The following is a 13,873-nucleotide window of genomic DNA, read 5'->3' on the forward strand; positions in this document are numbered from 1 at the left end:
GCTGTCAGTCATCATTGATTTCTTCGGTGATCCAATCCTGGGGCACGAGAGCCTGGCCGTTGCTGCGCCTCCAACGTGCCTCGACCGAACTACGGAAGGGTTCGTCGTCCAGGTCTGCGTGCTCCATCACGATCACCTGGAAGTCGCCGTCAAGGACTTCGACCGTGCTCTGGATGGTCTTGTAGAGGTTGAGCAGGGCGGTCCTGTCGGGTCCGACCAAGGCGGTGCCGTCTGTGGCGTCTTCGGGGAAGTAGACCTGGGATGGCTGGTCTAGGACTAGGAAGCGAGGCACGGGATTGCGCTGCTCGGAAAACCACTCGTGCATGCTCAGGAGGGTGGCGACGTGGTAGCCGAGCCAGTTCTCGCCGCCGCCCATGTCGGCCAGGCGGACCGGACCGCGGGCGGTATCCGCGACCACGGTCAACCCCCTTGGATCGAGGCGGATGGGTGACTCTTTGTGCTCCAGGTCCAAGGCGACGGCCTTATCCTTGATCTTCGTATTGATCCGGGAGACGAAGCTGTTCAGCCGGTCATCTCGTGCTCCGGCTCCGATCGTCTCCTCGAGCTCTGCGATCTTCACTCCGATTTCTTCGCGCCGGTCCACGACTTGAGGTCCTTGGACATGGCGCCCGGCTGTCTCCAAGAAGAGGCTGATGCGGCCTTGGACAAGCACGGCACGTCGCGAGGCGTCCGCCTGACCTTGCGCAGCACGCTGGCCAGCGGTCAGCGTATCGAGCTGCTCCTGATTACGGCCAAGAGCACTGCGGATCTCCTGGAGAGTGTCTTCCTCCGCTGCGATGAGGGCGTTGATTTCGGGGGTGTCGCTGCCGATGACAGTCATGTCGGCATCGAGGCGGCCGAGGTCGCGGTTGATGACCTCCGCGACCTGGCTCAACTGCTGCTGGTGACTGTCGCACACCGGGCAACGCGATCGCTGGTCCGCCGTGTTGGCTGGCGCGAAGAGGTTGAGAGTGGCCAGACGGGCATGCTGTTCCGCCGCCTGATCAAGGAATTCATTGTTCTCCTGAGCAGCACGCTTAAGGTTGGCGATGCGTGCACGAGCCCGTCCATGCCGTTCACGCAACCCTCGGCGTTGCTCGACGAGAGCGGTGACTGGATCATCTCCGGCATCAGGCGTCTGCGTAGGGGCGCTCTCGCTGATGGCTTGGCGGAGATGCTCCAATGCCCTCTCTGCTGTCATCTCCCCTCGAGGCGGTTGTAGCAGGCCTGCCTCGACGGCTTCAGTGACCAGCGCCAGCGCCTGCCCGGAGGCTGGTGACAGGCTGCGGGCAGCGGCCACCACCGCCTCCATCTGGGCGAGTTCCTGACGCAGCAGACGGAGCCGGTTTTCCAGCAACGCCTGTTCAGGATCAACGGCACCCAGGAAGTACGGAATCATCGCCCGGATCGTTGCGGGCAAGAACTCCTCACCCTGTGAGTGGAACAGCAGGTCCGGGTTGGCGACCTCGTTCTGCTTCTGCAGACAGGAGAAGAGCGCATGGCGCATCGACGGCGGGATTGGGGTAGCACTGCGCACGGCCGGGATCCGTACCGTCCGGTCGATACCGGCGAACTCCGACAGGACATCCTTGGCGATGTCGAGAGGGGTGGAGAAGTTCTCGACATGGGCAACCCCCACACCGCCGTCTTCCCCGACGACCCCACCCACATCGGAGACCTGCGCACCCCACCCAGCATCACCCCGGCCGCCAGCGGCAGTGTCCTCGCGCAGCCGGATCCAATGAATGGGCTCAGTGACGTGCCATCGGTGGCTGCTTCTACTGTTGCCTCATGGGGAACTATTTTCAGACCGTCGTCGACCTCGACGCCACGCATGCGGACGCCCACACCCTGGCAGACAACGGACTCGACTGGCTGGTCAGGGAGGGGATAGTTCGGGCCGAACTCACCGACTGTGTTCTCGGGGCGCCGTCGGGGCATCCGCCCGGTCCCTCCTGGGCCAAGGCGGTCGGGCAGGAGGACTGGGAGCCCAGCGACGGACTCAGGATCGAGACCAGCCGCACCGTATTCAACTGCGGTCAGGGCGAACCCAGGTTCGCGGTGTGCCCCCATTGTGCCGGGCGGGCGGATTTCTACACCGACCGGCTGGAGGAAATCGAGGGTGCGTGGGAACCCTTCGGTGAGGCCATCAGCGCCTGGAGCGACACAGGCAGCGCGGCAGTCGCTTGCCCGCGTTGTCGACGCCCTGGCGACCTGACTGCGTGGGCCTGGTCGGATGACTACTTCGCCTTCGGGTATCTCGGTTTCGAGTTCTGGGACTGGCCCGACTTCAGCCCCGGGTTCCTCGAAGGTCTCTCTCGCGCGCTTGGAGGGCATCGCACGGTTCTCATGGAAGGCAAACTCTGAGGGAGCCGGAGTTCGTGCGTCCTCCCTCGCTCAACCCGGGGATGCTCGGAGCATGGCGAACAGGCCGCTGATGCGTTGGCGGGCAACTCCGTGCATCGCGTGGCGCGCACCGTCGCCCCTCAGGCGGCAGTCGCGCAGGATCTTCCAGGTCTTCATACGGGCGAAGGCGTGTTCCACGCGGGCGCGAACCCGTTTGTGGCTCTTGCTGTGGGCCTGCTTCCAGTCGGGTAGATCCTCGCCCTTGCGCCGGCGGTGCGGCATGATCAGCCCGGTGCCCAGGTAGCCGCCGTCCGCGATCGTCGTAGTGTTGCCGACTGCCTGCTTGGCACCGGACTCGGCCCATGCCCGGCAGTCGTTGCGGTTCCCCGGCAGAGGCCGGCCGACCACCACGACCAGGCGGGTGTCGGCGTCGATGACCACCTGGTGGTTCGTCGAGTAGCGATAGTTCTTCGACTGCTCAGCGACCTTGTGGTCGCGGGTGGGTACCAGCGTCCCGTCCACGATCAGCACCGCGTCCTTGGCCAAGCGCCTGCGCGGGGCCAGCGCGAGACTGGGGCCGAGGTGGTCGATGACGCGATCGGCGGTGGACTTCGACACTCCGAAGAGCGGCGCGAGCTGGCGCAGGGTCAAGTTGGTGTGCCAGTACGCGGTCACCAGTAGCACCCGGTCCTCCAGCGACAGCTTCCACGGCCGACCACGGCCCGACGAGTCGCCGCCCTCGCGGCGCAGCTGCCTCACCAACTTGCAGAAGGCACGCGGGCTCAGTCCGGCGAACGGGGCTATCCAGGACGGCTCAGACGCCGTGATCACACCAGCCACGGCCGAGATCATCCCACGGCAAGATCACTTACGGGACAACCCATAGTCTGGAAGACACCGCCGGGTCGACGTCAGGCATCCGGCCCCAGCTGGCGGGGCTGGTCCGGGGGCGTCAGCAACCTGAAGTGGCGGCCCTGGCCGGCAGTTGAGCACCCCAGGCATGCCGCCGTCCCGCGCCGGCATCAGGCACACCGACCCAGGGGAGTGGTTGCGCCGCTATCACCAGCCCCAGGCACACTCGACACCGCGCCGCCTGCCCGGCCCCATGGCCGCGCCCCGCGCCGCGCTTCCCACAGCCGGACCACCCCTGTGTGCGCTCGCGCCGCACATGCCCCCGGCCCCCCGCGCCGCGCCTGCGCAGCCCGCTGCCTCCACGCAGCTGCGCACCCCCGCAAGGCCCCGGCCTGCTCTGTCCACATCCCGGCGCCGGCCCTGCCTCCACCACTGAAAGGAACCCACCAGCAGTGACCACCACCAGCGCCCTTCGGAGTCACGACGGTGTCGGCGGTCGACTCCCGGGGCCGCTCAGCGGGTCGCAGTCGTGGATCGCGACCAGTTGACGGGCCAGCAGAGGAACGCGCGTCTCCACCCCCTCATCGTCGAGGACCGTCCGACCCGCCAGATGCGACATCAAGAGCGATGAATACCCGAAATGCGCGGCGGTCGGATCAACCGCGACCAGCCCAGGAGCAGGCACGCCGGTCCCCGCGAGCACGGACAGGGCGCCAGCCTCCCGGTTCAGCCAGTCCTCGGCGCGCCCCACATGGAACGGTTCGACGAAGCTCCGGAACACCAGGTCACGGCCGGCCCGGGCACCGACCACGAGCGCATGTGGCTGAAGAAGGCCGCTGGCCCCGGGCCGAAGCCGACCGTTTGGAAGACACTGACCGAGACACAGAGAAGTGAGCAAGTGACCAGCGCGGGCGACCTGCGGTGGCAGGTGGGACGCTGATCCCGTCCAGGACCGGAGCGAACACGTAGCGTCGTCGACATCGCCCAGGGTGAGTACGATCGACAGTGGCAAACCCCGCCTGTCGATGGCGAGGTGAACTTGGTGGTCATCCCTCCCCGGGACCAATCGAGGGCCTGACGCGCCGCGAGTGGCCCGGATCTTCCCATCGTCCCTGACTGCGGCCCCTTTCGCGGGCGCCGACGGCATGCTGGTGGGCTCGGTCGATCACGGTGTCGACGGAGGCGGTCAATCGGCCCCGAACCTGAACGCATATTCGCCGAGCACGCTGCTCATACGACACGGGGGCCTACCCCAACGCCGTATCCATCGCTACCGACGGCATCGTGGCCGCAGGTGTTGTGGCCGGGGACTGGAACACCTTCGTCTACCGGCCCGGTGAATCTACCCCGTTCCTGCCGCCCGACTACATGAGCTGTGCCAAGTACGTCGTCACCTACGCGGGCGATGCTACTCACGCACCCGGCAAAAGCCACCGTCACGGTGGAGATCGTCCAGTAGGCAGCTGATCCGTCTGCGGGCCGGGCGGTCGACGCCCGGCCCCACCAGCTTGCCCGGCCCACGGGCGACAGACCCGCTGGTACGTCGCGGTGACAGGTGGGGCATGCGCCGGTCCAGACCGCGAGGCAGCGGGCCGAACCTACCGCCCGGGCCCTGCGGTGCAACGGGTGAGGCAGCACCACCCGAACGACGACGCCGTTCATCCGCCCGGCGGCCTTCCCGCACGGGACGGCGCGGAAGGCTCTCCTCGTCGATCTTGTTTCCGGACACCGCCCACGTCCGGGCCAAAAAGGGGGCGAACACACAGGCCCGAGCCCCGTGGACCGAGGCAAGCCGGGTTCCAAGATGCACGTCTTGTCGGACGCAAACGGCCTGCCCCTCCTCGTCGGCGTCTCAGCCGGCAACACCCACGACAGTGAAGGGCTGAAGCCCATGGTGGAGGGTCACCAAACGAGACACGACCCCCACCGCGGGCGCTACTTCAAACCCCAGCGTCTACATGCGGACAAGGCCTATGACCGCGCTGATCTGCGCAGATGGCTCCGCGGGAAGCGGATCGGCGTGCGCATCGCCCGCAAGGGCATCGAGTCCGGTGAACGATTAGGGCGCCGCCGCTGGGCCATCGAGCGCACCATGTCGTGGCTGTCCGGCTACCACCGGCTCAGTCCTCGCTACGAACGCGATCCCCGCAACTACCTGGCCTTTCTCGGACTCGCCGCCGCCCTGTGCTGTTACAAGAGACTCCTCCGCCTCGCCACGTAGGACACGGTCTAAGTGCCGCCCGGCGTTTCCGGATCGCCCGGCCGGGCCGGACAGCCGTCCCCACGGGAGAAGGCTGATCACACCGGGTACCCCGGGACCCGCTTCGCCGCCATGCGGCAGTGCGCCGGCGGGACGCGTACATCCGGGGGACCCCGGCGACCATCCCGGCCGGTGTGTCGTTCCCCGTGCGGGGGCACTCGCCGATCGCCGGAGGCCGTGTCGTGATCTGCTGGTCGCAGCCCCGGTAGGCTGCTTGGCCTCTACTGCTTCCTCACCCCAGGGACTCGATGTGACGCAGACTCTCCCGCAGGACGGCTGGCACAAGAGCTCGCACTCCAACGAAGGAACTCGTGCGAAGCCTGCACGTCAGCCCCGCATCCATCTCCAAGGCCATCGGCTACCTGGAAAACCAGGCACTCATCAAACGTGAACGCGACCCCCACAGTCGCGCCGAACGCTACGCCGTCGAAGACGACGTGGTGTTCCAATCCGTCATGGCCAGCGCGCGCAACCAAACCGAGATCGCCGAAGCTTGCACGACCGGAGCCCAGAAACTCGGCGCCACCACCCCCGCCGGCGCTCGACTCGAGAACACGAGCCAGTTCCTCTTCCACGTCATGGAGGACCTGGTCCGCTCGGCCGAGTACTGGCACAAGATCTACTTCACCCGCCCCCAAGAGACACCCGAAACCGGCTGAGCGGGTCACGTTGGCCACAGGTCTCGACGCATCGCTTCCGTCACGATGTCCAGCGTCACGCTTGACGGTCCTGTTCTCGTATAGCTGCGGCCAGGTGGCGCCGTAGCGCTGCGTGATTCCCACGGCTGAGATCCCCCGAGGGGCTGGCATCTTGACAGTTTGCCAACCGCATTCGATCCGCAGGGGCGGGTTGCGCGTGGAATCGCACGACTGCCCCATGTCCACCTGCGCCGCCACCGCAGGGTCCCCGTGTCGGACCGGCAAGGGCAGGGTGGCGATCCCGTACCACACCGCCCGCTTCCGCCTGGTGCCCCAACTCGCCAAGGCCCTGAGCGTGCCGACCCCCGCCGTCCGCAAGCCGGGCTCGGCGTGGACCGAGCTGCCCCGGCCCGTACCCGCCGGTGCCGAACCTGTCAGGCACGTCCGCCTCGGCTATGCCCGAGCCTCGACCGCCCGGCAGTCCCTCGACGCGGAGTTCGACTCACTCGCCGAGACCGGGGTGACACGCGTCTTCTCGGAGACCACCGGTTGCCACGAAGCGGCCCGAGCTGGAGGCCGCCGTGAAGCTCGCTGGGGAGATCCGCTCCTACGGTGTCGCCGTCACCCTCGTCGTTCACGAGCACAAGCGGCCCGGTCGCGGCATCGAACTCGGCATCCTCGCCGAGGAGCTGAAGGCGAGCGACGTCGGCCTGGAGTTCCTCATCGGAGAGCTGAAGGGCTCGCACGACCCTCCGGCAATGTGTTCACCGTGCTTGCGGCCATGTCCGGCATGGAGCGCGAGTACATTGCCCAGGACGCGCAGGCGCGCACCATCGAGCGCAGCGAGCTACTCCCGCGGGCGCGGAGACGACGGCGAGCAGGGGCCGGAGGTCGTTCGGCTGCCGGAGCTACCCCCGCGGGCGCGGGGGTAGCTCAAACGGTCGGGGCCGCTCCTCGTCCCGCTTGCTTGGTCTTTGCACTGTGTGAGGGGGTTTGGGGATCGAAGAGCGGGCGTGGGGCCGGGTCCTCGGCGGAGGAGCGGCGCGCGCCCGGACGAGCATCCGCGAACGCTCCACCCGCGGCGCGCCCGTCTGCGATCATCGATCCGTCTCTGAGTGGGCGACACGAACTGAGGTAGCACCATGGCGTGGGCCTATGCGGAACTGGCCAAGGAAGCAGCCAAGCGCGGCGGTCCCGTCGCGCTGCGGTACTTCTACCGCGGCCAGGGCTTTGTCATCGGCGGCGCCCTCACCGGCGGCGTCATCGTGGCCTATGACAAGTGGAGCAAGCGCCGTGCCGCCGCCGCTGCTGAGCCGGTGGCCGAGAGCACCACAGAGGTGCCGGCCCGCGGCGACGCCCAGGAGACCAGGCACAGCTGAACCCGCCCTGGTCAGGCCATTCTTACCTGCCCGGGATCCCCGGGCCAGCATGGTGCGGCTACTACGGCCGGCCGCAGGCTGCGGGGCTGTGCGGGGCGTGCGGCTACCGGCGCCGGACCGAGTACCTGATCGTGGAGGCCGGGATGGTCGCGGCCACCTGGTCCGGGCGCTTGCGGGCGGCCTCCCCTTCTGCGTCGGGACACGATCCGGGCGGGTCGCGATCTCTTGTCCCCGTTCTTGATCTTGCTTATCCATCGACCGATACATGAGCAAGATCAAGGTGGTCGGCGCACCCGGATGCCGCCGCTTGCCCGCTCGCGTCGCCCCCTTGTCCACCCGTGTGGCCGTGCCGCAGACTGACGGCACTGCGGAAGAGACCCCGGTGGAGGGATCTATGGCCACGGAGGCTGAGCGTGCGCTGGGCGCCTTCATCCGTAACCATCCGACGGACAACGCGCGCCGCGGGCGCGTCGCGATCAGCGCGCTGCTGGTCGGCCTGGTCTTTGCGGCCGTCGCAGTCCCGGTGACCATCGCCGTCTTCTCCGAGGACGGTGATGGCGCACCATTTGCCGGGCTGCTGTGGGGCGGCGCACTCATAGGGCTCTATGGCGGCGTCTCCAGCGGCCTGCGGACCTTGCGGCGGCACGGCGAGGTCTTTGTGCTGCGTGAGGGCGGACTGGTCTACCGGCGGACCGGGGAGACCCGGGTGCTGCCCTGGACAGCGATCCGCGGTGTGGTCGAGCGTGGGCAGGGCCACGCCCTGGGCCGGCTCATGGGCTGGGACGTCCACCTGGTCATCCGGCTCCGGGAAGGCGGGCGGCTGCTGCTGACCGGCTACACCGAGGACGCGGCCCGGCTCAGCTCACAGATCCAGACCACCGTGGCAGCCACTGCGGCCCGCACCCGGTAGGGCAGCGCTCAGCCTTCGGTGAGATGCTCGAGACGCACCGTGCGGGTCCCACCGCCCGGCGCCATGGAGGGGCTGCAGCTTCCGAGTCGCCGGCCTCCCTGAGCTGAACCTCGGCGAGCGGATGAGCTTCTGGTGCTTTGACCACAAAGGGTCACCGGCATGGCGCGCCAGCGTAGCCAGGTCTGCGAACCGTTCCCGGACTGCTCGCCCGTGGACGAGTCGACGATGACGGGTCAGGGGTGCCTGACGAGACTTGTGCAGGGCCGGCGAGCGCGCGGTCAGAACCAGTGCAGGCAGTGCGGCGGGCGCTCAGCGCGGAAGAGGGCGTCAGCGAGGGTGACCGCACCCGGGCGGTGGGCTCGGATATGCCCGGCACGTACGAGCGTGCTGGGGGCGGTGCCACCGAGGTAGACCGATCCCAAATCGCTCACGTCCAGGGACAGGTCGGGCTCCCGGTCCGTCGGGACGCAGTCGGCCTTGCCGTCCCGGACGGTCAGCAGGTAGCGGCCGTGCTCGCCGAGGAACGGATCGTCGACGTCGAGGACGAGCTCGCCGTCGGTGAACCAACCGCGCGCGGTCAGCGCACGCGGGATGTCCAGCAGCCGCACCCAGAGCCAGTCATCGTCACTCACCTGGCCGGCCCGGAAGTCCGCAAGCTGCCAGCGCAGCGGGTGCTCGAGGGGAAGGTTCTTGAACACGACCTGAGTGACCAGATCGTGTCCGAGCACGAACCGGGCCAGGGCCGTGAAGACGGCGTCATCGGTGGTGATGGTCTCGTCGACCGTCAGGGTGCCGGACTCGACCGAGTAGCTGGCGTACCCGTCCGGGACGCCGTCGGAGTCCCGGTGGACGGCGACGTACCGCGGCGTTGCAGAGACCGGGGGCCGCCCCGCGCCCAAGGCCCACCAGCGGTGCGGCCGTGACAACGCGCCGGGCTGCGTGCGGCGGTACCGGTCGTAGACCCCTTCCAGGATCTCGCCGCACTCAGCACGCCGCAGCAACTCGACCGGGCCCGCGTCCGATCCGGCCGCTGGGGCGCCTGTCGTTCCACGCGACCGGGGCAGCGCGAAGGCGGCGCGGTCGCGCGGCACCGTCAGTCGCTGCGCGTAGGTCGCCGGTCCGTAGCCGAACCTGCCGTAGATCGGGAACTCGGAAGCCAGCAGTACGGAGAGGAATTCCCCTCGGGCCCGCAGCTCGGCAAGCTGATGCCGCATCATCGCGCGGAGCACGCCCTGGCGCCGGTGCGAGGGCAGGACACCGACGAAGCTCACCCCGGAGACCGGGGCAAGGATCTCACCGGGCAGGGTCAGTTCGAAGGAGTACGCACCAGCAGTGCCGACGGGCCGCCCGTCCGCCGTCATGGCGAGCAGGCTGCGGTCCAATTCGAGTGCCGACCACCACAGTCCGGCGCTCTCGGCCGAGGTTTCCGGGAAGAGCCCGAATGCGGCATGGAGTGTGTCGATGAAGACCCCGAGATCCTTGTCGGTTGTAGGCCGGACCTCCATTGTTGCCGCTACCTCCTCGGAATACCGGCACCGTGATCACGGTGCCCCGCCACAGTGCAGCGTTGACTCGGCCCGGGTCAAACGGATTACGGCCGGGTTCCCGGCCGGTCAGAGCACCGCCCGGCTCCAGCCCGGCCCCGGGGATGAGTCGCGGTGGACGGGGCCGGCGGAGGCGCTCCCCGTGCGGGGCTTGCCGTTCGACCTTGGCGCTCGATGAGACGGGCGAGCGATTCTGTGGGCCGGCAGAGCCACTGCAGGAGTGGGTCTGTGACCACGAAGTAGTGGGTGCTGACCCAACCTCGCTTCTTGTCCAGGGTCTGCGGGGCCCCATCGCGGTAGACGTAGCGGAGGTAGCGGCGGCGGATCGGTGCTCCCGCTGTCAGCAGTACTGGCGAGGCGACAAGGATGGCCAGCGGGATCAGGGCTTTCACGACCGTGAGCTTGGCTCTCTCCTCATAGCGCATGCACTCAGTGTGCTGGTGCTCTGTGTCACTCGCCATCCTGTTCTGCGGGGTTTGGTGCCGACCTTGTGGTGGGTGGGTCGGCTGTATGCCTCGCCGGTGGCGAGGACGCTTCCCACGTCATGGCGGATAGCCGGATAGCGGTTCTTCGAGCCGAGCGGTCGGCCGGGGCCGGGACGAGAGGCTTTCGGTGCACCGGTCGGCGAGCCGGTCTTTGTGTAGAGGTTGTTGAACCCTCTGCGGACGCGGCCGCGGTGTAGGCATGCTCGGCGGAGCCGGTCTCTCCCGGGGGTGTCGGAAGTCGGTGGCCAGCGGGCGGGCGAGCCGGAGCTGGGCATAGGCGGCGATCACCAGCCAGTCCACCGGTCGGCCGCTTCCGAGCTGCGAAGCCGGGGCCTGGCCCAGCCGGGGGTCTGTTTGACCAGGCGAAACGTGTGCTCGATGTCGAAGCGACGGAGGAAGGACTGCCGGCGTCGACGGCTGCCTCAACGGCGCCGTTCTTCACCGAGGAGGAGCGCGCGGCGCTGGCTCTGACCGAGGCAGCCCCCTCGGATCGCCGACCGCTCGGGCAGGGCCGTCCCCGACGAGGTGTGGAACGGGGCCACGGACCACTTCGACGAGGAGCAGCTCTCCGCGATCATCCTGATGATCGGCCTCACCAACTTCTCCAACCGCATCAACGCCACCATCGAGGAGCCCGCCGCCAGCCACAGCATGACCAGCTCGGCCTTCACGAAGCACATAGAGGCACCCCCCGCATCGTCCTTGCACCCCGTCCCCGAGCTCCCGCCTCCGCCTGCTGCAGCCCCGCCCACGATCCCTCCGCCCGCGCAGCGTCTGCCCTCCGCTACCCCGGCGCGCCCGCAACGCCGGCGGAAAGACGCCCTCCGCATGCTGCGCCGACGGCGTGACCATTAACGCTCTCCAGCAGAACCGACCCAGAGAAACGCAGTGGTCCCAGCGGCGCCGGACGTGCGCACCGGCGAGCATGCAAGGAGCGGCGGGCGGCCGGTCGGGAGCGAGGAAGGCCCGAACCGGGGACACCCGAGGAAATCTCCTGGTTCGGATTGTGGTTACGCTTGCGCAGCCGGCCTGGGTGCCGGCCTTCAGCCGGGCCCGGCCCGGGGACGAATCAGGGGGACGAGATGACCACCACGAAGACCTCAAGCCCGGCAGCATCAGGGGCCGGCCGGACGTCGGGCACCCTTGGCGCCCTCTTCAGCGACGAGGCGTCCGCGGTGACGAGGGCCGTGCCCGGCGCGGCCCAGAACCTGCCGCGGCCACTGGACACTTTGATCTGGCAGGAGCCCCCCGCCCTGGAGGACGCGAACGACGACGTGCGGTGACCGCATGGCAAGGGGCCCGTCGGCTCTCGCCGCTCGGCTGATCCGCCCAGGCGCCCGACGTCGGTCAGCGGTTGTGCCAAGCGGAGTGGTCCTCGTTCCACTGCTCCCGGGCCCGGGCCCGCTCCGCTTCTGCGTTCAGACGTTGGATGCGCGTTCCGCCCTCGATGTAGGCAATCGGCGTGCGACGAACCGGCGTGGTACCGATGGCGCTGGCTGACCATGGCCACGGTCCGGGCGATGGCCGCCTGGATCGCAATCGCCATCGCCGTCGACACGGAAGGCCCCGTCGGGCCCCCCGGCACTGAGATCCAGCCGTCCTCGCCGGCCTGCCAGGGGAGGAGCCGATCTCCTCGCTGCGAGCCGGTGCCGGAGGGAATGCCTGCGGGCGCCGGTTCAAGGCCGACGGTCTGCCTGGCGAGCGCCTCCAGTTCGAACACGGTCAGATGGAAGTCATCCCCGGGGCCGGCCACTCCGTGTCACGGCGGGTTCCTTCACTGCGCTGTCGGTACTTGGCCTGCAGCACGCAGCGCCCTCCCATGGTGCGTCACGGGAGGGCTCAGGGAGGCGCGCGACACCGTACCAGGACGCCGCCCTACCGCCGTCGGGACCGTCCCCCATGACCTGCAGATCCTGGCCCAACACCCTCCTGGCCACAGCCTGGGTCAACTGCTCGAAGTGCCGCGCTCCCAGGCCACTGAAGTCATAGTCCACCCGTTAAGCATGCCAACCAGCAGGCGGACGGTCAGCTCACCGAGGAGATTGTGTTCCGGCAGCCTCTGTGACTCATGAGACGCGGCCGGCTCTCGCCGCCGCGGCGGGCACGTCGCAGTATGCCCGCCCCAGCGCTTGCGTTGGGTGTTTTCTTTCCCATTCCGCGGCGCTCCGCTGCTGACGGGGACCGCTGACAACCAGGTGCGGGCTGTCAGCGGTCCCCGTAAGCGGTCGCGGGCGGGCGACGCTGGGGCCGACGTGCCGCAGGGCGTCGAGTTGCTCTTCCAGCCCCAGCAGCACCTGTGCCGTCTTCGTTTGGGCGCCGCAGCATCACGCCGTAGATCTCGATGGGATGGTCGAGGAGGGCATGGCCGACGATCTCGTCATGGACGCTTCTGTCCGGGTCAGCATGGGCTCGGCAGAGGCAGCGCGACCGGTGCGGTTGCCGGAGCGGATGTGGTGCGGAAGCGAGCCCGGTAAACCGTGGGGGAGACGCCGAAGGTCTGTTGGAACACGCGACGCATGGTCTCCGACGAGCCGAATCCGGCCTCCTGCGCAACTTCTTCGACTGAGGCGGTGCCGGAGGACAACAGAACCCGGGCCGCCTCCACACGAACGGCGTCGGCGTACCGCCCGAGCGTCGTACCGGTCTCCTGGCGGAAGAGACGTGCCAGGTGGCGGGTGCTGACGCCGAGCCTCGAGGCGAGCTCCCCGAGGCCGTGCGGGAGTGCCGGGTCCGTGGCGATCACGTCCATCGCGCGGCGTACGAGCGGGTGTCGGGGCGATTGCGGGGTCATGCGGATGCTGAACTGCGACTGGCCGCCCGGACGGGCCATGAAGACGACGAGCTGGCGGGCCACCTCCCTCGGGATATCCGCTCCGTGGTCCTCTTCGACCAGGGCGAGGGCCAAGTCGATGCCTGCGGTGACGCCGGCGGAGGTGACGACGTGACCGTCGCGTACGAACACCGGGTCTGGCTCCACGCGTACCTCCGGGTACGCGGCGGCGAGCTGTGGTGCCAGCTCCCAGTGCGTCGTGGTGCGCCGTCCGTCGAGCAATCCGGTCTGAGCCAGGAGAAACGCACCCGCGCAAACCGAGGTCACCCGCCGAGCCCGGGTGGCGAGGCCGTCGATGAGTGAGACCAGGGCGTCATCAGCGGTAGCGTTCCTCCAGTCCCTGCGGCCGGGCACCAGCAGCGTGTCGACGTGTCGGGGGAGCTGCTCGACGGGGGCGTTCACCCCGATCCGCAGCCCACAGGAGGTAAGCGCGTCGAGACCGGTGGGGGAGACGACCCGTACGTCGTACCGGGCACCATAGCGGTTGGCCGTGGTGAAGACCTCTAGGGCGTGTATCGGAAGTGGATCTTGACCGTGGGATGATCTTGGTTCGTGGCGCGTGGAGATCTGACGGACGAGCAATGGGTCGTGCTGGAGCCTGTGTTGCCGAAGGGCAATAAGCCCGGTCG

Annotated in this window: 10 protein-coding genes and 3 pseudogenes; 6 read left to right on the plus strand and 7 right to left on the minus strand. The window is 68.5% G+C overall.

Translation table 11 applies throughout. The annotated features are described in order from the left end of the window. Nucleotides 1-4: 4 nt before the first annotated feature. Nucleotides 5-1,669 (minus strand): DUF3732 domain-containing protein, encoded by a 1,665-nt coding sequence (locus tag ACH4B3_RS33425; RefSeq protein WP_398469408.1) that lies wholly within the window; start codon nt 1,667-1,669, stop codon nt 5-7. A 122-nt stretch (nt 1,670-1,791) separates the two neighbouring features. Between ACH4B3_RS33425 and ACH4B3_RS33430 the strand changes: the two genes are divergently transcribed. Next, nucleotides 1,792-2,367, plus strand: a complete 576-nt coding sequence (locus tag ACH4B3_RS33430; RefSeq protein WP_398469410.1) for a hypothetical protein — start codon at nt 1,792-1,794, stop codon at nt 2,365-2,367. Nucleotides 2,368-2,397: 30 nt separating this feature from the next. Here the strand turns inward: ACH4B3_RS33430 and ACH4B3_RS33435 are convergent, their stop codons facing one another. Next, a complete protein-coding gene (locus tag ACH4B3_RS33435) occupies nt 2,398-3,186 on the minus strand; it encodes a transposase (RefSeq protein ID WP_398469412.1) in 789 nt (262 codons plus the stop codon). Between the two features lie 476 nt (nt 3,187-3,662). Then, nucleotides 3,663-4,012, minus strand: a pseudogene (locus ACH4B3_RS33440) (phosphotransferase); the annotation flags it as partial. An 862-nt stretch (nt 4,013-4,874) separates the two neighbouring features. On the opposite strand from ACH4B3_RS33440, the pseudogene ACH4B3_RS33445 reads away from it, so the two are divergent. From ACH4B3_RS33445 to ACH4B3_RS33460, 4 genes and pseudogenes are all read left to right on the plus strand, one after another. Continuing rightward, nucleotides 4,875-5,419 (plus strand): annotated as a pseudogene (locus tag ACH4B3_RS33445) (IS5 family transposase); the annotation flags it as partial. A gap of 350 nt (nt 5,420-5,769) precedes the next feature. Then, on the plus strand, nt 5,770-6,117 hold the full coding sequence (locus tag ACH4B3_RS33450; RefSeq protein ID WP_398469414.1) for a hypothetical protein: 348 nt from the start codon (nt 5,770-5,772) through the stop codon (nt 6,115-6,117). A gap of 1,121 nt (nt 6,118-7,238) precedes the next feature. Next, nucleotides 7,239-7,475, plus strand: a complete 237-nt coding sequence (locus ACH4B3_RS33455) for a hypothetical protein (RefSeq protein WP_398469416.1) — start codon at nt 7,239-7,241, stop codon at nt 7,473-7,475. Between the two features lie 394 nt (nt 7,476-7,869). Then, a complete protein-coding gene (locus ACH4B3_RS33460; RefSeq protein WP_398469418.1) occupies nt 7,870-8,385 on the plus strand; it encodes a hypothetical protein in 516 nt (171 codons plus the stop codon). Nucleotides 8,386-8,663: 278 nt separating this feature from the next. Here the strand turns inward: ACH4B3_RS33460 and ACH4B3_RS33465 are convergent, their stop codons facing one another. The 3 genes and pseudogenes from ACH4B3_RS33465 to ACH4B3_RS33475 all read right to left on the minus strand — a co-directional run bounded on the left by ACH4B3_RS33465 (nt 8,664) and on the right by ACH4B3_RS33475 (nt 11,094). Continuing rightward, nucleotides 8,664-9,890, minus strand: coding sequence for a GNAT family N-acetyltransferase (locus ACH4B3_RS33465; RefSeq protein ID WP_398469420.1), 1,227 nt, complete (start codon nt 9,888-9,890; stop codon nt 8,664-8,666). A 427-nt stretch (nt 9,891-10,317) separates the two neighbouring features. After that, nucleotides 10,318-10,812 (minus strand): annotated as a pseudogene (locus ACH4B3_RS33470) (transposase); the annotation flags it as partial. 24 nt (nt 10,813-10,836) lie between these two features. Further along, a complete protein-coding gene (locus ACH4B3_RS33475) occupies nt 10,837-11,094 on the minus strand; it encodes a hypothetical protein (protein ID WP_398469421.1) in 258 nt (85 codons plus the stop codon). Nucleotides 11,095-11,496: 402 nt separating this feature from the next. On the opposite strand from ACH4B3_RS33475, the gene ACH4B3_RS33480 reads away from it, so the two are divergent. Next, nucleotides 11,497-11,697, plus strand: a complete 201-nt coding sequence (locus tag ACH4B3_RS33480; RefSeq protein WP_398469423.1) for a hypothetical protein — start codon at nt 11,497-11,499, stop codon at nt 11,695-11,697. A gap of 1,115 nt (nt 11,698-12,812) precedes the next feature. Here the strand turns inward: ACH4B3_RS33480 and ACH4B3_RS33485 are convergent. Next, nucleotides 12,813-13,826: a GlxA family transcriptional regulator gene (locus tag ACH4B3_RS33485; RefSeq protein WP_398469431.1), complete on the minus strand. Its 1,014-nt coding sequence runs from the start codon at nt 13,824-13,826 to the stop codon at nt 12,813-12,815. Between the last annotated feature and the right edge of the window lie 47 nt (nt 13,827-13,873).

It is taken from the genome of Streptomyces sp. NPDC018031 (assembly GCF_044327625.1).
Classification (GTDB): domain Bacteria; phylum Actinomycetota; class Actinomycetes; order Streptomycetales; family Streptomycetaceae; genus Streptomyces.

Bases quoted from the DNA above. Each gene is read 5' to 3' on its own strand.
- ACH4B3_RS33430 (WP_398469410.1), top strand. From the start codon at position 1,792: ATGGGGAACTATTTTCAGACCGTCGTCGACCTCGACGCCACGCATGCG.
- ACH4B3_RS33455 (WP_398469416.1), top strand. From the start codon at position 7,239: ATGGCGTGGGCCTATGCGGAACTGGCCAAGGAAGCAGCCAAGCGCGGC.
- ACH4B3_RS33460 (WP_398469418.1), top strand. From the start codon at position 7,870: ATGGCCACGGAGGCTGAGCGTGCGCTGGGCGCCTTCATCCGTAACCAT.
- ACH4B3_RS33465 (WP_398469420.1), bottom strand. From the start codon at position 9,890: ATGGAGGTCCGGCCTACAACCGACAAGGATCTCGGGGTCTTCATCGAC.
- ACH4B3_RS33475 (WP_398469421.1), bottom strand. From the start codon at position 11,094: ATGTGCTTCGTGAAGGCCGAGCTGGTCATGCTGTGGCTGGCGGCGGGC.
- ACH4B3_RS33480 (WP_398469423.1), top strand. From the start codon at position 11,497: ATGACCACCACGAAGACCTCAAGCCCGGCAGCATCAGGGGCCGGCCGG.